Consider the following 21,931-nt stretch of genomic DNA (forward strand, 5'->3'; position numbering starts at 1 on the left):
GGTGAATCTATGTGAGTGTGATTAGCAAGATTAAAGACTTTTTCAGGAAAGGAGGTGCAGCAATTGGCATGACAAATTCATTAAGCAAGATTTCAGATGATTCACGAATTGCAACTAATCAAGATGAGATAGATCGTATCAAACTGGCACAAAGATACTACGCTGGTAATTATCTAGCTAAAAAAGGTGCAGATATAAATACGGTTAGCTATTTTAATTCGCAAGGGGAAAAGAGAAACCGCAGATTCAACGCAGTCAACATCACTCAAATGGTTGCAAAGCGCCAAGCTTCAATCTGTTTGAATAGTGGCTTTGATGTTTCAATTGATAGCAAGAGCCAAGATGATACACAAGCAAGCTTTAATGTTGGCGATACAGTTATTCTGTCGGCCAATCATATGCCAAACATGCAGGGAGCAATTGCGAAGATAGATTCTGCTGATAATGGCGCTTATGAAGTTGATTACTGGCCAACAGATGGTTCAGCAGAAGTAACCAATCATAAGTGGGTTATTGATAATGAAATGATGCCAACTAATCAAGACTTTCCAGCAGTTTCGCCTGGTAAAATTGATTCAACGTCTACTATGAGTTCAATGGCTTCAAATAGTTCATCTCAAACTGATAATGAAGACGATCCAATGAGTGATTTATCAGATTTCATTGATAAGTGGCTTGAAGATTCAGGAGTGAATAGCAACCTTGAAGGCAAACTTGAGCAAGGAATTCCAAGTGGTGGCTTTGCTGCACGTCCGTATGTTGACAATGGTCAAATTAAAGTTGCATGGATACGAGCTAGTCAGTTCTTTAGTCTTGACGCTAACACAGAAGAAATTAGTCAAGCCGCTATTGCTTCCAAATCTGTAAAAGTCGTTGATAAGGAACGATATTACTACACACTGCTTGAATTTCATCAGTGGGCATCAGATGGAACATATCAGATTACGAATGAGCTTTACAAGAGCACAGATGCTAATCAAGTTGGTGAACAGGTTGCACTTGGAACAGATAACATGTATGTCGATGTTGCGCCACAAGTTAACTTCTCTAATTTCAAACGACCATTATTCGTTTATTTCAAGTGTCCAGGGCAGAATAATATTTTTCCTGAAAGTCCACTAGGCGTTGGCTTTATTAATAACTGTCAAAATATCTTAGACGCAATTAACTACGCTCACGATTCATTTGTATGGGAAATGCGAATGGGTAGACGCAAAGTATTAGTTCCGCCTGAAGTAGTTAGACCAGGAGACGAATACCACAAGACAGGTCAATTTGACCCTGATCAAGACACATATCAATCTGTTGAAGGTTTAGGTGATGGTACAAATCCAGTTGTACAGATTAACCCAGATATTCGTATAGAAGAATATCAACAAACAATGCAGTATTTCTTACATGAACTAGAAAATGCCGTTGGTTTATCAAGCGGAACATTCACTACAGATACAACAGGCGGAGTTACAACAGCTACACAAGTCGTTTCAGAAAACAGTATGACTTATCAGACACGCTCTAGCTATTTGAACCGTATTAGCAAATTTATTTCTGAATTGATTCAATCAATGATTCAATTAGCACAAACACCTGAATTATTTGATGGCAATAAGCCTTTATTATCAGATATCGATTTAGATGATTTACAAATCAGTGTTCATTATGACGATGGTGTATTCGTTGACAAGGACGCACAAGCCAAACAAGATATGCTTGCAGTTCAAGCTGGCACAATGCCAAAGAAACAATACATTATGCGCAATTATGGTAAGTCTGAGACAGAAGCTGAGGAATGGCTGAATGAAATTAAGGCTGAAACACCAACGGCACCAACAAACGAGAATCCTTTTGAAAGTGATGCTAATAATGGTGGTGATGAATAATGAGTTCCAATAATTATGCTGATTTAATCATCAACATGTATTCGTCATTGCAAGAAAACATTTTCAAGATTATTATTAACGCTTTAAAAAATAGTAGCTATAAGGACATCAACAAAGATAACATCATGCAGTGGCAACTAGAGCAATTTGCTAAAGCTGGTAAACTTACAGACCAAGTAATTAATGAGGTTGCAAAGGTAAACAAAGTAACTCCTACTGCAATTAAGGAAATGTGCCAGCAATTGGGATATAGCACAGTAAAAGCTACACAAGATGAAATAAAAAGTAACACAACTAAAGCTGGTAACCTTTCACCTGATAGTAAAAATATTGTTGACTCATATATCAATCAAACTTGGCGTTCATTGTATAACAATGCCAATGAATCACTTTTAACACGCAATACATCTTTAAACAGCGCTACGCAAATTTATCGAGACATTGTAATTAAAAGTACGATTGAAGTCACAAGTGGGCTTAAGACACATGAGCAAGCTATCAGAGACAATGTTTATCGTTGGGTAGATAGAGGTGTTCCAACTAGGCTTACTGATAAGGGTGGTCATGGTTGGTCACTTGAAGGATATGCTCGTACCGTTATTAATACTACAAATCATCGAGTAATTAATGATTTACGTAATAAAACTATGAATGTGAATAAAGTTACACTTGCAAAAATGAGTTGGCATCCATGTGCAAGACCTGCATGTGCACCAATTCAAGGACATGTAGTTAATATGGTACCGCCTGAAAGCCCTGATTACGATTCTAAGTATGATTCAATCTACAATCACGGGTATGGTAAGCCTTCTGGAGTACAAGGCATTAACTGTGGGCACATTTTCACGCCTTGGGACCCAGAAGTAAATATTGACCATAAAGATTCAGATATGCCAACTCCTAAACAGGCTATGAAGCAAAGCGAAGTGCAGCAACAGCAACGTTCGATTGAGAGAGCAATTAGACAGACTAAAAAGAAAATGAATGCTGCTGAAATGTTAGGCGATAAAGCAGGCATGAGTCATTTCAGAAGTGTTCTATCTAATCAGCAAGCACGTCTACGAGATCTAGTAGGTAGTAATAAATTTCTATCTAGAGATTATGCACGCGAACAGGTGGCTAACGATCATAAATTGCTCAAACCGAAAACAGGTAAGGTAATGACTAAGCAAAAAGGAACTTCACCTGCGATAAAAAGTGTCGAAGATTTTAAAAATGCGGTTCAAAAGTTGGGTGTCGAGAATGTTGACATTAAAGACATTGCACCGGACAAACTGCACAAGGTCTATAAGACTATCAAGCAAACATATGACGAAGTTCCTGCAGTTAAAAACTTCATCTCCAGTATCGAAAGCAGTACAAGCAAACAAATGGGTGACGCAGTCGCCAAGTTTGGTGTTAATTATGATCCGAACGAAAACAAAATCGTTCCAAAACTCATTCTAAACAGTTCAGAAATAGAACACTTTGATAATACGCTCAAAACGGAAATGAAACAGCATTTCTGGGTAAAACATAGTGATTTCTCAGGAATTGTAAAACATGAACTAGCACATGCCATTAGTGCACGAAAGAGCCTTGATGATTCCGTTTTGAAGTCACTTAAACTACCAGAAAACAGTAATTCATATCTCAAGAGTTTTGTCCGTCATGGTAAGAGTGGAGCATTTGAAAAAAGAGTTCTAAAGAAGGCATTTAAACAATCTAATATTGAGATGAATGATGATAATATTGCTAAATATATTAGCTATTATGGAAAGACAAATTATAAAGAGGCATTCGCCGAAGCTTACAGTAATGAAGATAAGAACAATCCAATTACTGCTAATCTTAAGAAACTATTGTTAGACGAGATGAAGAATCTTAAGCCAGTTAAATAACAATCGACCTGAGTATTGTCGCTAAACTGCTTATTTTTTATGCAATCAAACATTCGGAGGCGTTGCTCCGATACAAACACGAAAGGAGATTTGCATATGTCAGTAACAAGAGAATTTCTTAAAACTTTAGGTATTGAGGGTGATAGTTTAGAAAAAATAATGAGTGAGGTTGGCAAGGACAAAGGTATTTCTGCTGAGAAAGTAGAATTGCAGAGCAAGATTGATAGTCTTACAAGTCAAAATGATGATTTGAATTCGCAAATCAAAGAACGAGATGGTCAGTTAAGCACACTTAAGAAGTCAGCTGGCGATAATGAGGAATTAAAAGCTCAAATAAAGTCGCTACAAGATGAAAATAAGCAAGCTGCTACTGATTATCAAAGAAAATTGGCAGAACAAAGCAAGAACTTCAAGATTGATTCAGCTTTACGTGATGCAAAAGCACGCAATCCTAAAGCGGTTAAGGCTTTACTTGACTTAGACAAGGTATCAGTTGACGGCGACAACTTAGTTGGCTTTAAAGACCAATTAGAGGCCGTACAAAAGGATAATGATTTCTTGTTTGAGCAAGGAGAACAGAACAACAACAATCAGAACCAAAATACTGCTACACACGCAACGTTTACGGGAAACGCTAGTGGTGATAATGCAAATGAGCCAACTATAGTACAGAGAATTGCCCAAAGAATGACGGGCGGACAATAAAAGAAAGAAGGAATTTTCATGGCAATAGTTTTAGATTCTAGAGATATGGCAGAGCTTGATAAAATTTATCAGGCGGATTCACAAGTATGGCAACCATTAACGGCAGGTGCAAAGAGTGTCACATCTGCTGATTTTGTTGGCTACAATGAGGTACGTATTAACAAGATGAGTGGCTTTGTACAGCCTTCAAATTATGTTCGTAACGGTGATAATACTCGTAGTCAAGTAAGTATTGACAAAGAAACAGTTAAGCTTACGCATGAAGACTGGTTTGCATATGACCTTGACGAACTCGATATGTCTGAAAGCGGTGCTTTACAGGTTGCTAATGTAACCGAAGAACATAATCGTTTGGTTACAATTCCACATCGTGACAAAGTTGCGATTCAGACATTATTTGACAACGCTGGCAAAACAGACGGAGACACAATCACAAAGGACAATGTTTTAGACGCTTATGATGCTGCAGAAGCATATATGACTGATACAGAAGTTCCGGGCGGATATGTAATGTTTGTTTCATCTGCATTCTACACAGCGTTAAAAAATGCTTCTGGTTTAAGTAGATACTTCACAACTAATCAACAACAGATTCAAGGAATCAACCGTACAGTTGGCCAATTAGATGGTGGCGTTCCAATTATGAAAGTTGCCAAAGACCGTTTGTCCGGTTTATCAATTCCAGCCACAACTAGTTTAAACTTTATCTTGACGCCATTAACAGCAATTGCTCCAGTCGTTAAATACGATTCTGTTTCAGTTATCGACCCAAGCACTGACCGCAATGGTAATCGTTACACAATCAAAGGATTATCTTACTATGACGCAATCGTGCTTGATAATGCTAAAGCAGGAATTTACGTCGGAGCATCTCCAGTAACAGCAAGCTAGGAGGTAGCCTATGGCTTATCTAACATCAAGTGAATTTAAGCAGTTTGGATATTCACCGCCCTCCAACGGGGACGACTTTATTAATGCTGAACAATCAGCCGAGATTGCAATTAATTCAGTTACTAGTTTCTATGACCCTAATTTAGGCAGTCAAGATTTAGCAGCTGATGTATCGAGCAGTTTTCCATATCGTGTAAAACGTGCTACCGCTTTCAAAAAGGCTGTTGCAATGCAGACACAATTTGTTATTGATTCAAATGCTAAGTCAGCTTATGAATTACAGCAAAATAACGTATCTTCATACTCAGTTGGTGGTACTTCAATGACGTTTAAGAGTGGTGTTGCTGATACTATGACAGTTGGCTCAACTGGCGTGTTAAAAGCAGTTAGAACTCTTTTAGGACAATATGGCTTGCTTTATGTAGGAGTTGACCATGTATGAGATTACCAGTACCAATTACGTTATGCAATCAATCAGTAATTTTGACAAAGTCTTATCAGAGCGAAACTGATATGTACGGTCAAGCCAAACAAGATACACCAGTCACAATTTCAAAATGTGTTGTTCAATTAGCAACACAATATACAGGTTCAAACGATAATAGACAGCTCATTGCAAATGGGACTGTCTTTTTTTATGCAGATTGCACTAACCCAATGCCAATACTGAACAAAGACAATCTTGGTTCAAAAATCGAATTTGAAGGTAATGAATATACTGTCCAAACGATTAACGAACTCAAACAGCCATTCAGTGATGATTTATTTGGATACAAGTTGGAGGTGTTGTGATGGGTATTAAAGTTAGCTCAAATTTAAGTGCTCTTAATAATATTAAGAACGCTGCTGAATCAGCAAGAGTTGTTGCACCAGCACTTAGCCAAATGGAAATGGATATGCAAAGGTTTGTTCCTTATAGGCAAGGAAATTTGACAAGAGATAGCTACGTCAACACTCAGAACAGACAAATTGTTTACAAGATGCCGTACGCCAAAGCACAGTTCTATGGAGTTGTAGGTGGCAAATATCCTATTGAGAACTATACGACTACAACACACCCACAAGCTGGAAAGCGTTGGGATTTACGTGGTAAAGCCACTTTTGGTGATGACTGGAAACAAGTAATTGCTAATTCATTAATGAAGGAGGCAAAACACGGTGGATCTTGATGTTCAATTATGTAATTTCATTCGAGGACTTGGTGGAGATGCTGCTAACTGCGGTTTAGGCTTTGTACCTGCAAATGGACAACTTAGTTTGCAAATGGACCCTGGGAGCAAAGCAACTCAAACGTATTTCAATGGAAATCAAGATATGGCAATGAACTTTGAACTAGCGCTCAATAGTGACTCATATAAGACAGCAAGAGATACGCTCAATCCAATTGCAGATGCTCTTACAAATCTTGAAGATCTAAATAGTGCAGATGGTTCATTTGATTTCGACCACATAGAAATCACTGGAATGCCGTTTAACCAGTTAGTTGATAACACTGGAAATATTTATTGGATAACAAACTTTATAGCTTATGTAACTAGAAACAATTAGGAGGGAATTTTAAATGGTAGATACAGTAGTAAAAGGATTTACACATAACTGGAAAAATAGCATTGAAATTGATACTGCAGGAGGGCTTGACCCAGTAGCAGATTTAGCAGCTGCTAAATTTCAATCTTTAGCCAAATTCATCACGGAAATCACACAAACACCTGGTGACGTAGTCGATAATGCTATTTATTTTGCTGATGAAGATAATAGTAATTCCGAAGTCACTGGTCATGCTCGTACTTGGGCAGTAACAGGTAATGTTTTGCAAGGAGATGCTGCATGCGATTATCTTCAAGGGCTTGAGGATAAAGATGCAACTGGTGATGACGCTAAGACACTTGTCCGCTTTACTAAAGCGAATGGAACTGTAAAGGTCTATCAATGCACCATTGAGAATATCGTAACGATTGGTGGGAATGGTAATGCTAAGTCAACAATGACATTTACCATTGCTGCAAACGGTGTTGCCAATATCAATCCTACAACGACTACACCATGACAATAAAATAATTTAATAAAGACAGAGACGATAAAAATGAGACGAAAAATGATGGAGGGCTTTAAATGTTAATCAACCTAAGCGAAGAAACACCACATGTTGGTGTAAGAATTGACAAAAAGGTATATCAAATATATGCAAACGATAAGACTGAGTCTCTTATTGACCAAGTGGTCGGTCATTATTTTGAGCAGGCTGATAAGCTAGAAAAACTGAGGTCGAAACTTGAAGATGCCGAAAATGGAAAAGCAAAGATTACCGAAAAGGATATAACTGATTTTTCAGACGACATTATTAAATCGCTTCGAGAAAAGCTAACGACTTTATTTGACAAGTTACTTGATGAAAAAGGCATTGGTAAAAAGCTTTGGGAGTCAAAGCACGGAAGCACAGAGCTGCTAATGACAGACCTTACAACTATTCAAAACGCTTTAAAGCATGAAAAATCAGAGTATGAGAAAAAACGTCAGCAAATGTTAAAGGACAAATACCCAGTTAGAAGTTTGAAACCCCGTCAGAATGCAAGAAAGTAGTGATTATGCTTGCTTAATATTGTTAGATCAACACAACTTGATAAAAAAGAGCGCATTTTAATTTGGAATAACAAAGAATATTATTTTAATTTTGCTTATGACAATATTTTGCGTTTTTTTCAGATACTTGATGATAAAGAAATTGATAAGTATCAGAAAGTTGTAATGCAATTTGAATTACTAGTGGGTTCAGGACTTGAGGTTCCAATTGAAAAAATGATTGAAGTTATTAAATATGCTGTTGATTTATTGAGTGAGAGTCCTTATCAGTCATTGAATAGTAATCCGGTAAAGATGTTTGATTATGAACAAGACTCAGAGGCCATTTATGCTTCATTCATTCAGCAATATGGCATTGATTTGATTGAAGAAAAAGGGAAGCTTGATTATTTCAAGTTCAGAGCACTCTTCACCAATTTGAGTTCTAATACGCCTTTTCAACAAATTGTGCATATTAGAAGTGAAGATCCATCTAAACATACTGAAAACCAAGAATATGTTCGGCAACTTAGTATGCAGAAACAAACATTTGCTGTAAGAAAAACGCCAGAAGAAATTGAAGCTGAAAAGCAGGCACAAATAGGTAAGGCACTTGAAAATATTTAGCGAAAGGAGGTTGAAATATGGCATCAGATGGACAAGTTGTTATTGATTTGCTATTCCCAGCAAATAAAGCTGATTTCAAGACGGATGTTGAGTGGTCTGATAACTTACTCAAAAAAATTGGTGAGAATATTGGGTCGAAGATAGATGAGAACTTCAAATCTAAAATGACCAGTATGAAAAACGAAGCTAATAATGGTAAAAATAATGTTAATAAAAGCCTTGATGAGATAAAAAAAGAAGTGCGTACGAAGCTAGTTGCTTCTGCTGAAGAGGCTGGCATTAAGAACTTCAAATCCTTACTTGGCAAACTGCCCAAAGAGGAAGTTACAAAACTTGAAGCTAAGGTTGAAAAAGGCGAAGAGATTAATTGGCGTGAAGAAATGTCAAAAATGCCTAAAGAAATTGTTACAAAAATGAAGCTTGATGGAGATCAAGCAACTGTTGGCCTTTCAAAATTGAAAGAAGAAGCTGATAATACTGGAAACCATTTTCATCGCTTAAGAGATATCATTGTAGGCTCATTTGTAGGGCAGGCGATTTCAAATGGCATTCAAGCAATAGTAAGCGGATTGAAAGAAGCAACTGCAGCAGGTATTGAGTATAACAAAGAACAAGATACCATGAAGACAGTTTGGACTTCATTGACAACTGAGGCACCAAAAGACGGGAAAGAATTAGTTAGTTATATCAATAGCCTTTCATCACATTCAATTTACGCTGCAGATACGATTAATAAAATGGCACAATCTTTTTACCATGTTCATTCAAGTGTTTCTGAAACTAAAGATTGGACAAATTCATTTGTAGCCTTGGGTTCTACTTTGCATATGACAAATGATGCACTTGCTGAATCAGGAGAACAATTCGCAAAGATTGTTGCTGGTGGAAAAGCTAGTGCTGAGGATATGAGCGTCATGATTAACAGATTTCCAATGTTCGGTGAAGCTTTGCAACAAGCGACTGGTAAATCAATGAAACAATTGTATGCCATGTCTGCAGCAGGAAAACTGACCGCAACACAATTTACCGAAGCTTTGGACTACTTAGGCAAGAAATATCAATCTGGTACAGCTGAGGCTATGACCTCATTTATGGGTATGTCAATGTATATTAAATCAAGGTGGGAAACACTTTGGGGAGATATTACTAAGACGTCATTTAACATGAGTAAAAAAGCACGTGGAGACATTAGAGACCTATTGTCTGATGATATGCTTAAGACATATGCAAATGCTGTTTCTGGAGCAATTGCAAGCATTACAGGCTGGGTTACTAATTTGCTTGATTATATTAATGGACATAAAAAAACAATCATCGATATAATCGGTAATTTAAAAACATTAATAGGCATCATTGGACAAACTGTTTGGAAAACATTTATTGATTTTGTTTACGAAATGGCAAAAGCGTTTGGTCTTGTTTCTGATAAAGGTAAAGGCACGGCTGATCCACTTAAACAAATTGATGATATTTTGAAAGCTTTAATAAAACATAAACAAGGTGTGGAAGACGTTACCAAGGCTTTGATTGCCTTTTTCATGATTAAAAAAGCTACTGATTTTCTTAGTGTTCTAGGAAATATGAAGGACATGTTTATAGAGCTTAGAAATAAAGCTGCTGAGTTTGCAGGAATTGACAATTTATTTGGCGGTGGTACCGTAGTTGCAGGAACGGTTGCTAAAGAAGCTGAGGCGACTGCAGCCACTGAAACAGTCGCTAGTACAGCTGGTAAAACAGGAATATTGGCAGGTGCATCAGGACTGGTTTCAAAGTTAGGTGCAAGTAGTTTAATAAGATCAGTTCCTATTGCTGCTGGAGCATATGAAACCTATAAAGGAGTAACTGAAAATAAATCAACTGGTGGCAAAGTTGGTGGTGGAACTGGCGCCGTTGCCGGAACTGTTGGTGGTAGTGTACTTGGCGGATTAGCTGGTGGAGCAATTGGAAGTTTAATTGGGCCTGAAGGAACTGTAATCGGTGCGTCATTGGGTAAAGCTCTTGGAGCAGGTGCTGGAGCATGGGTTGGCGAAAAGTTTGGCTCAGGCTTTGGTAAGTCTATTCAAGACAGCTTAGATAAAAAGAAACTTAAAGTTCATGTAATCACACCTAAAGTTAAGGTTAAAGTAAATGCAGATACTAAGGACTTGCAAAAAAGTGTTTCAAATTCTGTCACATCATTGAATAAAGTGATTGCTAAACCGTCATTCAACTCTGCTGATTTGGCAAAGGAACGCACGGCAACCCTTAAGAATTATCAGGATATGCAAAAAGCAGTTGACACTTACTATTCTAAGAAAAAAAGTAAGGCAATAGCTGACCTGAATACTGAATTAAAAAATGGTTCTATTAGCAAGTCTGAATATAACAAGCAATACAAAGAAATTACTGATTATTACAACAAAGAAGCAACTTCAAAGAAAAAGTCTATTAATCAAATGATTAAAGACAGCACTAATTATCATAATCAAGTTGCTAAAATTGAGAATAATAGTAATCTTTCTCAAAAACAGAAACAAGCGGAACTTCTTAAATTACATGGACAATATGTAAATCAAATGATTAAAGATGAGGCAAACCTTAACACAAAGGTAAAAGCACAAGTTCAAAAAGGTGCTAAAGAGCAGAAGTCAATCTATGAACAACTAATTAAAGAAAAAGGCAAACTCAATGAGAAAGATCTAAAAGCTACTAAAAAAGAGGCTGATAAAAAGTATAAAGCCGCAACTGCTGGAGCAAAGAAAGAAGAAAAAGCACTTTACAAATCAGCAGAAGATGAGTATAAAAGCCAAAAAAAAGCTGCAGATGATAGTTATAATCTGACAGTAAAAATGGCTAAAAAGAATCGTGATGCTCGTAAGGATAGCGCTGAACGTCAATATAAAGTTTTACACACAATTAGCAAGTCTCAATATGAAGACTTAAAGAAACAAGCTAATGATGATTATAGTAAAGCCAAGTCAACTGCTGAAAGCAAGCGCAAAGATACTGTCAGCAGTGCTAAACAGCAAAGAGACCAGACAAAAGATGCTGCATGGGATCAATATACTAACACAACTAAAACTGCTAGAGAAGAACATGAAAAAGTATCGGGTGAAGTTGAGAAACAACGCAAAGAAGTTACCAAAAAGAATCAAAAGCAACGTGATGATGTTACTAAGGCCGCTTGGGAACAGTCTGGGGCACATGGTGAAGCAGTATCAGGAGAAATGACAACAGTAAATGGCAAGTATTCTGATGGTTTTAAAGGAACACGAGAAGTTATAAATGCTTTTATTAATGGATTTAATGGTGTTTTGAATGCACTACACAAAGGTTGGGGTAAAATACCTGATTTAAAGAAACATGCAACTGGTTCTGCTGGATTGCTTCAAGATGAATTAGCACTCGTTGGTGAAGAAGGATTTGAACTAGCACATGATACACAACATGGTATTTATGCATTAGGTTCAAACGGTCCCGAGGTTCGTTCTCTAAAAGCTGGTACATCGATTTTGCCACATGAACAATCAAAAAAGTTCTTACAAATGACTAGTTTAATTCCACACCATGCTAGTGGTGTTATGGGAACTATCTCGAATGTTTATGATTGGGTTAAAGACAAAATAGGTGATGTTAGCAGTTTAGTTGAAAAAGGTGCGTCAGGCGCAGTTAACTGGATTGCTGATAAAGTCGGATTAAATGGCTTTCTGAATAAATTTGATGCAGCTCAATATAGTATGCTAAAAGGAACTAGTGATTTAGGAATTAAAGATTTTACTTCTTATTTGAAAGGGTTCTTTAAAAAGTATGATGATGAAGTTGGAAATATCAAAGGAACAGCAACTCCTGAACAAGCTAAAGAGGTTATTCAACATGCTATGGGTATTGCTGGTGTTTCAGGCTCTAACTGGTTAAATGGTCTAGAGACGATTGCCAAGTATGAATCGGGATTCAGAAATGTTACTAATAATTGGGATAGCAATGCTAAAGCTGGGCACCCATCTAGTGGTTGGTTTCAAATGATTGAGTCGACTTTTAAAGCTCATGCAAAATCAGGGTATACTACTTGGACAAATCCATTAGATCAAGCTATTTCTGCTATTGGATATATTGAGTCTCGATATGGTGGAATCGGTAATGTTCCTGGTATCAAATCGTTGGCAAAAGGTGGCAAATATGTAGGCTATGCAAATGGTGGTTTCGCAAATGAACCATCTATTTTCGGCGAAGATGGCCTTGAATCTGCTGTTCCACTAAGTGCAAATAAGATTGATCAAAGTTATGCAGCACTTGGAAAAACAGCAGCCTATATAGCTGCTAGGGATAATTTACAGACAAGCGTTACCAGTTCGTCAGCATTAGAAAGCGCAGTTAATAAGCTTGTATCGCTTCAATCGCAAACTATTGGTAAACTTGAAAAGTCTATTAACAAGAAAATGCAAGTTGTAATGAACACAGGGCAGCTTGTTGGAGCTACACAATCCGCTTTTGATAATGCAAATTATAATGCTTCACAGTATCAGCAAAGAAATGTTTGGGGAGGTGGCCAAAGTTGATTCCTAAAATTAAATTTGGTAATTTTGATTCTGAAAAGTTTGGTTTGCGCCTTTTAACACGTGCACCTGCAGCTCTTCAAGAACAAGAAATCACTGAAACGATACCTGGTAAACAAGGTGTTATTGATTACTCAATGGCCTTTGGACAACGAATCTTCCAGCCTAATACAATTGTTTATACATTTCAAAAACACATATACGATACCGTAGAAAGAGCTAGAGAAGAAGCACTTTTAAAAAATCAGATTATGCGTTTTGGAATATCAAAATTGTATGATTCGAACATTCCTAAAAATTATTATTTTCTTGCAAAATGCAGTTCTGATACAGTTACTAACGACCCACAATATCAGAAATTAACAGTTGAATTAACTTTTACTTGCAATCCACCATTTGTATTTGCTGAAATTGCTGAGGGCAGTGATGAATGGGATACGTTCAACTTTGACTATGATGTGTCTCAGCAAACAAGCTTTGATGTAAATGTAGGTGATGTTGTCTGCTTAATAAATAATGGGAGTGCTGCTGTACAGCCCAAAATGACTGTTACTGGTGAAATTACCGTTGAATGCAATGATGAAACTGTTACATTTTCGTCAGGAACATATGAAAACACTTTGATTTACTTGTTGCCAGGAATGAATGTAGTATCACTGGTTGGCTCGGGGTCAATTAGTTTTGAGTTCTATAAGGAGTTGGTTGCGTGAATTATAAAGTTATTCTTTATCAAAATGAAAATGATTCAACAGGAATACTTATTCATTCATCAATTCCAGAACTACCCAAAGTGCAAAGTACACAAACTGCAGTTCTAACTCAAAGTTTAAATGCCGTTGATACATTTGTATTTTCAATTGGATATGAAAACCCGGGCTACAACTTAGTTACTCCTATGAGATCACTTGTCAAAGTTTATGACGGCAAGGATCTTATTTTTTATGGTCGAATAATTAAGCAGAATCCTGTTATGGATTCGAGTGGCTTATTGTATCAAACATTTACCGCTAATTCTGTTGAGGACTTTCTGCATGATTCAGTGCAAATACAGCAAACAGTTTCAAGTTGTACTATCAAACAGTATTTGCAAGCAATTATTGCTCAACATAATTCTCAGGTTGAAAGCTACAAAAAGATAATTCTTGGAGCTGTTGATGTTTCAGGCAGCGTAGTTACTCGCTATTTGGATTATGAAGATACTTTCGATTCTATTACCAACAGGCTAATAAATGTTTATGGTGGGTATATTACAGTTGAATTTAACAATGGACACTCTACTTTAAATTATGTAAATAGCGTTGGTGAAAAATCATTAACGCCATTGCGCTTAGGATTTAACATGAAATCTGCTAGCAAGGTTATTGATCCAACTAGTGTAGTAACTCGATTGATACCAACAGGAGATGACATATCAACTGATGATGATTCAAGCTCTACTACGGATAGTTCATTAACTACAGACGAACAGGTGGTAACACCTAAGACAGTTTTAAGTAACCCTAATTATGTTCAAGACTCAGATTTAGAATCAGAATTTGGGGTTCATTATGGTACAGAAAATTTTAGTGGTGTAACTGATGCAGCTACATTACTAACTCAGGCAAAAGCTTGGATAGCTAAACAATCTACTGCTACTGAAAGCTGGGAAATCGAAGCATCCAATCTTCATTTAATTGATAAAGCGGTAGACGATTTCAAAGTTGGAAATCAATATCAATTTGTTAATGATTACGTTGCTCCAACAGAATGGCTACAAGTTAGTGAGGTTGATTTGGATTTAGTAGCTCCAACTAATTCAACTATTAAGATTGGTGATACTAGTCTGACATTAAGTGTTTATTTGTCTAACAAAGCTAAAAGTGAACAGAACTTACAAAAAAAGTTATCCTACTTGACTCAATTAAGTAATGCACAGGTAAACACGATTAATAAGCAAGTAAAAGTAACGTCTGATTTGTCTGATAATTACACCGCGTTATCTGCAACCGTCCAAAATATCATTGACAATAACGATGTATGGGTATCAGGAAACAAGTTTATCGATACTTCAAGTAACAATGGTGCAATGAGTGTATCAGACTTCACGACACTTTATGCTACTGGTGTTAAAGGCATTATGGTTAAAGCCACCGAGGGTACAACCTATGTTAATTCAACTGCTGCAAGTCACTTAGCTAATGCAAATAGTGCTGGAATAAAAACGGTTGGTGCTTATCATTTCTTAGTTGGGGGTTCAACAGGTACTGCACAAGGACAAGCTTTCTTAGCTGAGATAAAAGCTCTCGGCTTGCCAACTTCTACAATTGTGGCATGTGATATTGAAGATTCCTCACTTTCGAGTGACCTAGCCACATTAAACAGTATGATTGCTGATTTCTACAAAGTGTTGACTGACGCAGGATATACAAACACATGTGACTACGCTCCTGCAAGCTGGTTTGGTGTTCGATTTACTTCAACAGCTAAATACAAATGGATTGCTTCGATTGGTGTGACCACAAAGCCTAATGGAGCTGATGCTTGGCAGTACACATGGACATATAACGGTGGGAAACTTGATTGTAGTTATAGTTATGATAAAGCGTTTATTTAAGGAGGATTAATACAGTGACTTATGATTATTCAAATGTTCCAAGTTATGTAGCCCCTACAGAGGGCAATATGGAGCAAGCTGCTACTCAGATAGCAAACTGGATACGTTCAAAAGGGAATGGCACTGATGTGCGTGAATCAATGGCACAAGCGGTGCAACTGTTTGGAGATGTAGCTGCTCAATTCATCAAACAATCAGATGGACTAAAAGGGCAATTTAATTCAGCAATTGCTAATGCTAATAGTGATACAGAAGTTCAAGCAGCTAGAACATCAACTGCGACTGGTAATTCTTTTGGAACACTAGGATTAAGACTTGATGCAATAGATACTGAACAAGCTAGTCATGATGCATCAATTAAGAATGGACTTGTTGATAAATCAACTGATCAGGACGTTGACGGGGTTAAAAACTTTCTACAATTGCCAATTATTAATTCGGGGCGCTCTCTACTCCCTGCAAGTGATTCAGGATGGTTAGACGATGGAATTACTTTTTTAAATGGGGCTGCTACTAATAACTCTACTGGACGAGGATTTAAGTACCGGATAATTACTCTGGGGGCTTTAAAACTGGTTCTTTTAGATGGAATTGTTATTTTAACACCGACAAATTTGCAAAATGGATATGCCGATGGTGGGAATTTTATTCAACTTCCATCATCGGCTAAACTTCAAATTTATCAAACTATTGCATTAAAAGAATGGGGTGCAGGTGTTATAGCTGGTGCACGTACTAATGATGGATCAGTGCTTCAAATTGGAGACGTTAGTTCTGGGATTGATAAGGCAGTAAACCAGACAGTTATTTTTAATGATATTCTTTTTGCGGGCGGCGATGTCAATGACTGATTATCGGCTACAAGCTCAGCGCCCAATTTCTGAAAAACTTGGTGTTGGTATTTGACCTTATTTTGGAGCGGATAAAGTTGAACTAATGATGGAAGCTGCTGCTGAAATTGGTTTAAAATATGCTAATCTAAATCAGTATTTCGACCCTAATAATAGTTTTGACTATAACTCAAAGTCACTAACATCGGCTTTCGACCTTGCTAAAAAATATAGTTTGGTAATTATATCTTGTTTTGGAACGTCAAACGGTACATCACTCAATTCTGACACACAAAGCTACTGGACGACCGACCAATTAGCTCAGATTAAAAGCCAATGTGTTAAATCAATAACTGAATTTAAAGCAAGAAATATAATTTATCTACCATGGAACGAGCCTAACAATAGTTATTGGGCACCTCAAAACACTTATGACACAATTAAATCTAACTGCGACATGCAAAAATATGTTGCAGTTCAAGCAAAAAGAATTGATTCAAGTGCATTAGTAGCTGGTCCAAGTGTCATTTGGCCATTAAATTATTTGGATATAAATAAACAGTTCATGAAAGCTTTTTTAAATCAAGGATTCTTCAAGCAAGCTGATGCGGTATGTGAACATCCTTACGTGCCACAGTCTGAAAATTCGGGCCATCCAGAACAGCTGATAAAGTATGACCAAAACACTTTTGTTAGTTTGCCTAGAATCACTAATGAATTTGGTTTCCCATGGTCTCAGACCCCTAACCATAGTGACAGCACATTCCAAGGGATTTGGTCAAAGAGAGATGCTATTAAGTTCACACTTCGGCAAATTATGATTCTTGATTATTTAGATTACGCAATAATCGGGCTGTACACAGAAGACGTTCAGGCTGACGATTATAATCTAATTGACCCTAATTCTGGCGAACTAAACGATACAGGTAAGGCTATTAAATGGTTAATCAGTGAGCTAGACGGCTATACGCTCGACAGCAAAATTGAGATAACCGAACACGTGGGATATGTTGATGATTTATATCTGATGAAATATACAAAGGATGGAGCTAAAGATAAGCTAGTTTATTGGACACCAAGCAGAATAGGCGAATTATATGGCCTAGTTTATGAAGACGACTTTTACAAGCTTAAATTTAGTGATTATCCGCAAATTTTGGAGGTGAATTAATTGGCAAAAACATTAATATATGCAGAGGGAAGTACAAGATCAGTTAAGATCGGGGACACAAACACTTCATTATATTTACAAATTGCGCAGGACAATGTAAATGTTGACTTAGCAACAGCGAAGTCTATTAACGTGAAAGTTAGAAGTAGGGATAGTTTTGTTAAAACAATTGAAATTACTTCTGATGACATTCAGTCAATTCCTGGAGTAATTCAAGTTCCCTTGAATAATGCTAACATTGGGGTTTACCTGATGGTGACTACTATTTTGAAGTTTGGGTAGTAAATGCTGATGATCAATCAGAAATATACCCAGATATTGGAGTAGCTAATTTTAGCATTGTTAACAATGTTGAAAGTGGGTCAATAATTTATACTTCGCTCACTTTACAAGATTTTGAGGATCGTTTTGCAGAACAATACAATAAAACAGAAGAAACATATGAAGCAGGCCAAGCTAATATGGTCTCATTTAATCAGGCGACTGCAGATTTAAAGCAAGCTCAAACTGATTTGGCAAATGGCGGTTATGCTAAAACGAAAGATATGAATGTTTCCTTGGCAACAAAAACTGATTTAAAGGTTACAGCTACGAAAGCAGATAAATCATACGTTGATACAATGATTTCAACAGTTTCGGATGGCAGTCCTAAAGGCTCATTTGACTCAATAAATGCTCTAAAAGTCGCTTATCCAAGTGGAACAAATGGCGTATTTTTGGTGAATGATAGTAGTTTAACTGATGGTACTCACAAATTCATGTGGGATAGTTCAGCTAGCGTCTGGAACGATTTAGGGGTATATTCAACAGGCGATTATTTATCATCGCGTTCTGAAACAATAGTTGGTAAGGATTTAAATGCAGTTTTAGTAAGCATGGTTTCATACGCTGCAAATAATGTAAACCAGCCTAATGAAATTGGCACAAATGAAACATATCTTTTTATCAATTACGCGAATAAACCACAAGAAGTAGGCTGTCAAGTAATAATCAGCGATTCTGCTGTTTTCAAAAGAAATGGGGGATACGGCAGTAGCGGAAATGCGACTTGGGAGGAATGGAAAAGATCAACTATCGAGATGCCCGTTCCATACGTTTCTAAAGATTTGAATTCCCTGATTATTCCAAGCATTAATTTCTGTGTCAACAATGTTAATCAGCCTGAAAGTATTAATACGGGTGAACTTTACACTGAAATAAATTATGTGAATGGCAACGCCATTGCACAAACTATAATCTCACAGAAAAATGTATACTTTAGAAATGGAACGCTGAATGGTGAAACAGCTACCTTTGAAAATTGGAGTCAACTTATCCCAGAGGTTGAAAACATTAAAAAAATTGTAGTTGATAAATCTTTGTCTTCTCCTAATGGGGATACTATCTTTAATTCTTTTGTAGAAGCAATGAAATATGCTTATTCATTAGGTAAAAAAGTAATAATTCATGTAAAAAGTGGAACTTACGATATAGTTCAAGAATATTCTGACAAATATGGTACAACATATCTAGATAGTACAGCTACAGAAGAAGGATGCTACATCGGTAATGGAATGCATATTATATTTGAACCTGACACACAAATAATATGTCATTATGTCGGTTCAAATGCCCAAATCCTATCAAATTTTTCACCCTTAACCGCTAAAAATAGTGATTTTATTTTAGAAAATGTGCAGATAGATTCAAAAAATGTAAGATACAGTATTCATGATGATACACAAAATTTTGATGATGGAACGTATTATAAACATTGCTACTATAGCTGTGAACTTTCGCATGATAATTCAGCTAATTCTGTTAGCACAACTGCTCCATATGCGCTGGGTATAGGATTGGGTAAGAATAGTAAAATTGATATTAAAGGTGGAATTTATTCTTCCATAGCCAAGAGTGGTTTTGAGACTGCTCCAATTTCGATTCATAATTCACCGCTTGATGATGCAAAAAGCAATGTGCAGGTAAGAGATGCTTATTTGGACGGTACTATCCGATTAACTTGGTGGGGTGCATCAACTAAAATTACTAAAGCATTGGTTTCAGGTTGTTCACTGAAGTCAGGAATCATCACACACGTTGAGGCGTCAGGAGCTGGCTATGATAATAACAATAACCTTGAAATAATTTCATGGAATAATGATATTCACAGCTAAACTCAAAGTTAGGCTTATTTTTTTACAACAAATTGGGCGGATAGTTGGCAAAAAAAGGGGTGAGTTAATGCCACATCAATTTTTAAATCTAGGTTGGGACGAGTGGGGCTCAATTATAGTTATCTTTGGGACTATCTTTGGTGCAATTAGCTATCTGGGTCGTAATCTTTTAAAAACATATGTTAAGAATCCACTTGATGGTGTACGGAAAGATTTGCAACAGTCACAGGAAACACAAATTAAAAATACTGCTGTCTTCGAAAAGAGAGCGGCAGAGCATGACAAAATGCTACAGGGACATGAGATTTTATTGCGCGAACATAATATTCGATTAAAAGAGTTGGAGGAAGAAAAAAATGAGCGTAAATAATATTGCAGATTTAATTGTATCAATTATGGTTGTAGTGGTTCCAGTCTTAACAGGATTCATTACAAAAAATGTGCTAGCTAACAAAAAAGCGTTGAATCTAATTTCAGTGCTTTCTCCGCTTGCAAAAGAGGCAGTGGTTGTTGCTGAAAAATCAGGTGTAACGTCTTACCTGACAAGTGAAATTAAGAAGTCTAAGGCTGTTCAATATGTCTCTGATGAATTGAAGAAGTTAGGGTTTACTGTTTCTGATACAAGCACGATTGCTAACTCAGTTGAGAAAGCATTTGCAGAAATGAAAACTGATATTGAATCTGCATATCCACAGAAAACAGAAGCACAAGAAGCTGCAGATACAACGGCTCAAACACAAGCTGAAAAGGCAACTGAATTAGCTAACGCACAAAAAGCATTAGCAGACGCACAAGCTAAAGTAACAGCATTAAGCAAATAGGAGGTAACTATGAAACTCAAAAATAAATTAGTTCTAGGGGCGCTCACATTTGCGAGTGCTTTTTTATTTGCGATTAACGTACACGCTGCACGTACGGATATGATCGATATCTCGGGGAATAACACAACTCTTAGCCAATCTGATTTTACGTCTATTAGAAATAACTATGGTGTTAAGGTTGTTACAGTCAAGACTTCGGAGGGTAGCACCTATGCATGGAGTGGTGCAAAAGATGCGATTCAAAATGCGACTAATGCAGGTTTATATACAAATGGCTATCACTTTGCAAGATTTGGAACGTTGGCCAAAGCACAATCAGAAGCTAACTGGGCTGTTCAGAATGCTAAAACTGATGGCTTAGGTGTTGGCTCTGTTCTTGTTGTTGATGTTGAGGCTAGTATATTCAAGCAGAACTCAATAGCAGTCAATGATGCCAATATTGCTGCGTTTAATGCAATCGTGCAAGCAGCTGGATATCGTACTGATATTTATGCCTCTGCTAGCTGGCTTGGCGTGTATCTCACCGTACCTGCTGGAAGTGGTTGGATTGCGGCATATCCAAATACTGTGACGACAGATAGATATACAAATTACAATGGCTGGCAATTTAGTTCTAAAGTGCAGCTTAGTGGTATAAGCGGTCATTTCGATATAACACAGCTCTACACTAATTATTACACTGCTGGAACTGATAAGAATGCGGTTATTAGCGATTCAGCCACAACCACGATTACCAAGGTTACTAAGAAATCTACCAAGACTGGTATCGCTGTTGACGGTATCTGGGGTTCAGCAACAACTCTTAAACTTCAGCAAGTCTATGATATGAAATACCAGGACGGGAAGATTAGCAAGCCTAGTTCATTAGTAAAAGTTTTGCAGAAGCACTTAGGTGTAACACAAGACGGATACATGGGTCCTAAGACAATTAAGAAAATGCAACGCAAGCTAGGAACACCAGTAGACGGGAAAATTAGTTCTCCATCTCAATTAGTTAAAGCTATGCAAAAGAAGTTAAATGCAGGCGTTAAACCATTCTAACTGACCGACAAAGATGTCGTTAAGTTAATTAGAAATAGCTTAATAGCAAACATTCAGGATCCTTAAAATTGAATATTATTCGTATATTAAAAAGCCTCACTCTTAATTGAGTGGGGCTTATTTTTGTACAATTAAAAGATGCCTAATATATAGAAGAAAATGTTTTTATTAACAGCAATATTCATATAACTACATTGAAATGTCAGTCGTAATTTTTATCATCGGGATTTTACTGTTATTGATAATGC

At 36.9% G+C, this 21,931-nt stretch carries 21 protein-coding genes; all 21 read left to right on the forward strand.

Annotation, left to right across the window (positions count from 1 at the left end; genetic code table 11):
• Window positions 1–11 precede the first annotated feature (11 nt).
• The 21 genes from ABF682_RS09990 to ABF682_RS10090 all read left to right on the forward strand — a co-directional run bounded on the left by ABF682_RS09990 (window position 12) and on the right by ABF682_RS10090 (window position 21,683).
• On the forward strand, window positions 12–1,880 hold the full coding sequence (locus ABF682_RS09990) for a phage portal protein (protein WP_415619717.1): 1,869 nt from the start codon (window positions 12–14) through the stop codon (window positions 1,878–1,880).
• Entirely contained in the window at window positions 1,880–3,760 is a 1,881-nt protein-coding gene (locus ABF682_RS09995; RefSeq protein ID WP_415619718.1) for a phage minor capsid protein, read from the forward strand. Before ABF682_RS09990 ends, ABF682_RS09995 begins: the two co-directional genes overlap by 1 nt.
• Window positions 3,761–3,856: 96 nt before the next feature.
• Window positions 3,857–4,465 carry a phage scaffolding protein gene (locus tag ABF682_RS10000; protein ID WP_415619719.1) on the forward strand — a complete coding sequence of 203 codons (609 nt, stop codon included), beginning with the start codon at window positions 3,857–3,859 and terminating at the stop codon, window positions 4,463–4,465.
• 18 nt (window positions 4,466–4,483) lie between these two features.
• Window positions 4,484–5,356, forward strand: coding sequence for a capsid protein (locus ABF682_RS10005; RefSeq protein WP_415619720.1), 873 nt, complete (start codon window positions 4,484–4,486; stop codon window positions 5,354–5,356).
• A 10-nt stretch (window positions 5,357–5,366) separates the two neighbouring features.
• Complete coding sequence (locus tag ABF682_RS10010) at window positions 5,367–5,798, forward strand: hypothetical protein (protein ID WP_415584662.1); 432 nt, start codon at window positions 5,367–5,369, stop codon at window positions 5,796–5,798.
• Window positions 5,795–6,148: a putative minor capsid protein gene (locus ABF682_RS10015; protein ID WP_415584663.1), complete on the forward strand. Its 354-nt coding sequence runs from the start codon at window positions 5,795–5,797 to the stop codon at window positions 6,146–6,148. The genes ABF682_RS10010 and ABF682_RS10015 overlap by 4 nt, the downstream gene beginning before the upstream one ends.
• Window positions 6,148–6,525: a minor capsid protein gene (locus ABF682_RS10020; protein WP_415584664.1), complete on the forward strand. Its 378-nt coding sequence runs from the start codon at window positions 6,148–6,150 to the stop codon at window positions 6,523–6,525. The genes ABF682_RS10015 and ABF682_RS10020 overlap by 1 nt, the downstream gene beginning before the upstream one ends.
• A complete protein-coding gene (locus ABF682_RS10025; protein ID WP_415584665.1) occupies window positions 6,515–6,904 on the forward strand; it encodes a minor capsid protein in 390 nt (129 codons plus the stop codon). Before ABF682_RS10020 ends, ABF682_RS10025 begins: the two co-directional genes overlap by 11 nt.
• A gap of 13 nt (window positions 6,905–6,917) precedes the next feature.
• A complete protein-coding gene (locus ABF682_RS10030) occupies window positions 6,918–7,403 on the forward strand; it encodes a phage tail tube protein (protein ID WP_415619721.1) in 486 nt (161 codons plus the stop codon).
• 65 nt (window positions 7,404–7,468) lie between these two features.
• Window positions 7,469–7,936 (forward strand): hypothetical protein, encoded by a 468-nt coding sequence (locus ABF682_RS10035; RefSeq protein WP_415619722.1) that lies wholly within the window; start codon window positions 7,469–7,471, stop codon window positions 7,934–7,936.
• A 9-nt stretch (window positions 7,937–7,945) separates the two neighbouring features.
• Window positions 7,946–8,542, forward strand: a complete 597-nt coding sequence (locus ABF682_RS10040) for a Gp15 family bacteriophage protein (protein ID WP_415584668.1) — start codon at window positions 7,946–7,948, stop codon at window positions 8,540–8,542.
• A 17-nt stretch (window positions 8,543–8,559) separates the two neighbouring features.
• A complete protein-coding gene (locus ABF682_RS10045) occupies window positions 8,560–13,077 on the forward strand; it encodes a tape measure protein (protein ID WP_415619723.1) in 4,518 nt (1,505 codons plus the stop codon).
• The gene (locus ABF682_RS10050) at window positions 13,074–13,784 is read left to right on the forward strand and encodes a hypothetical protein (RefSeq protein WP_415619724.1); all 711 of its coding nucleotides are present in this window, start codon (window positions 13,074–13,076) and stop codon (window positions 13,782–13,784) included. The genes ABF682_RS10045 and ABF682_RS10050 overlap by 4 nt, the downstream gene beginning before the upstream one ends.
• Window positions 13,781–15,667 carry a GH25 family lysozyme gene (locus ABF682_RS10055; protein WP_415619725.1) on the forward strand — a complete coding sequence of 629 codons (1,887 nt, stop codon included), beginning with the start codon at window positions 13,781–13,783 and terminating at the stop codon, window positions 15,665–15,667. Before ABF682_RS10050 ends, ABF682_RS10055 begins: the two co-directional genes overlap by 4 nt.
• A 14-nt stretch (window positions 15,668–15,681) precedes the next feature.
• Entirely contained in the window at window positions 15,682–16,518 is an 837-nt protein-coding gene (locus tag ABF682_RS10060) for a hypothetical protein (RefSeq protein ID WP_415619726.1), read from the forward strand.
• Between the two features lie 85 nt (window positions 16,519–16,603).
• On the forward strand, window positions 16,604–17,668 hold the full coding sequence (locus ABF682_RS10065) for a hypothetical protein (RefSeq protein ID WP_415619727.1): 1,065 nt from the start codon (window positions 16,604–16,606) through the stop codon (window positions 17,666–17,668).
• Window positions 17,669–17,950: a hypothetical protein gene (locus tag ABF682_RS10070; protein WP_415619728.1), complete on the forward strand. Its 282-nt coding sequence runs from the start codon at window positions 17,669–17,671 to the stop codon at window positions 17,948–17,950.
• Window positions 17,951–18,129: 179 nt separating this feature from the next.
• Complete coding sequence (locus tag ABF682_RS10075) at window positions 18,130–19,821, forward strand: hypothetical protein (RefSeq protein WP_415619729.1); 1,692 nt, start codon at window positions 18,130–18,132, stop codon at window positions 19,819–19,821.
• Between the two features lie 67 nt (window positions 19,822–19,888).
• On the forward strand, window positions 19,889–20,191 hold the full coding sequence (locus ABF682_RS10080) for a hypothetical protein (protein WP_415619730.1): 303 nt from the start codon (window positions 19,889–19,891) through the stop codon (window positions 20,189–20,191).
• Entirely contained in the window at window positions 20,178–20,642 is a 465-nt protein-coding gene (locus ABF682_RS10085; RefSeq protein WP_415584676.1) for a phage holin, read from the forward strand. The genes ABF682_RS10080 and ABF682_RS10085 overlap by 14 nt, the downstream gene beginning before the upstream one ends.
• 9 nt (window positions 20,643–20,651) lie before the next feature.
• Window positions 20,652–21,683, forward strand: a complete 1,032-nt coding sequence (locus ABF682_RS10090; protein WP_415619731.1) for a GH25 family lysozyme — start codon at window positions 20,652–20,654, stop codon at window positions 21,681–21,683.
• Window positions 21,684–21,931: the final 248 nt, after the last annotated feature.

It is taken from the genome of Liquorilactobacillus sp., from assembly GCF_047719775.1.
Taxonomy (GTDB): Bacteria; Bacillota; Bacilli; order Lactobacillales; family Lactobacillaceae; genus Liquorilactobacillus.

Excerpts from the sequence above, each read along its gene's own strand:
- ABF682_RS10075 (WP_415619729.1), top strand. The coding sequence starts at position 18,130 with ATGGTCTCATTTAATCAGGCGACTGCAGATTTAAAGCAAGCTCAAACT.
- ABF682_RS10045 (WP_415619723.1), top strand. The coding sequence starts at position 8,560 with ATGGCATCAGATGGACAAGTTGTTATTGATTTGCTATTCCCAGCAAAT.
- ABF682_RS10065 (WP_415619727.1), top strand. The coding sequence starts at position 16,604 with ATGATGGAAGCTGCTGCTGAAATTGGTTTAAAATATGCTAATCTAAAT.
- ABF682_RS10030 (WP_415619721.1), top strand. The coding sequence starts at position 6,918 with ATGGTAGATACAGTAGTAAAAGGATTTACACATAACTGGAAAAATAGC.
- ABF682_RS10090 (WP_415619731.1), top strand. The coding sequence starts at position 20,652 with ATGAAACTCAAAAATAAATTAGTTCTAGGGGCGCTCACATTTGCGAGT.
- ABF682_RS10085 (WP_415584676.1), top strand. The coding sequence starts at position 20,178 with ATGAGCGTAAATAATATTGCAGATTTAATTGTATCAATTATGGTTGTA.
- ABF682_RS10015 (WP_415584663.1), top strand. The coding sequence starts at position 5,795 with ATGAGATTACCAGTACCAATTACGTTATGCAATCAATCAGTAATTTTG.
- ABF682_RS10010 (WP_415584662.1), top strand. The coding sequence starts at position 5,367 with ATGGCTTATCTAACATCAAGTGAATTTAAGCAGTTTGGATATTCACCG.
- ABF682_RS10080 (WP_415619730.1), top strand. The coding sequence starts at position 19,889 with ATGCCACATCAATTTTTAAATCTAGGTTGGGACGAGTGGGGCTCAATT.
- ABF682_RS10035 (WP_415619722.1), top strand. The coding sequence starts at position 7,469 with ATGTTAATCAACCTAAGCGAAGAAACACCACATGTTGGTGTAAGAATT.
- ABF682_RS10005 (WP_415619720.1), top strand. The coding sequence starts at position 4,484 with ATGGCAATAGTTTTAGATTCTAGAGATATGGCAGAGCTTGATAAAATT.
- ABF682_RS10020 (WP_415584664.1), top strand. The coding sequence starts at position 6,148 with ATGGGTATTAAAGTTAGCTCAAATTTAAGTGCTCTTAATAATATTAAG.
- ABF682_RS10000 (WP_415619719.1), top strand. The coding sequence starts at position 3,857 with ATGTCAGTAACAAGAGAATTTCTTAAAACTTTAGGTATTGAGGGTGAT.
- ABF682_RS09995 (WP_415619718.1), top strand. The coding sequence starts at position 1,880 with ATGAGTTCCAATAATTATGCTGATTTAATCATCAACATGTATTCGTCA.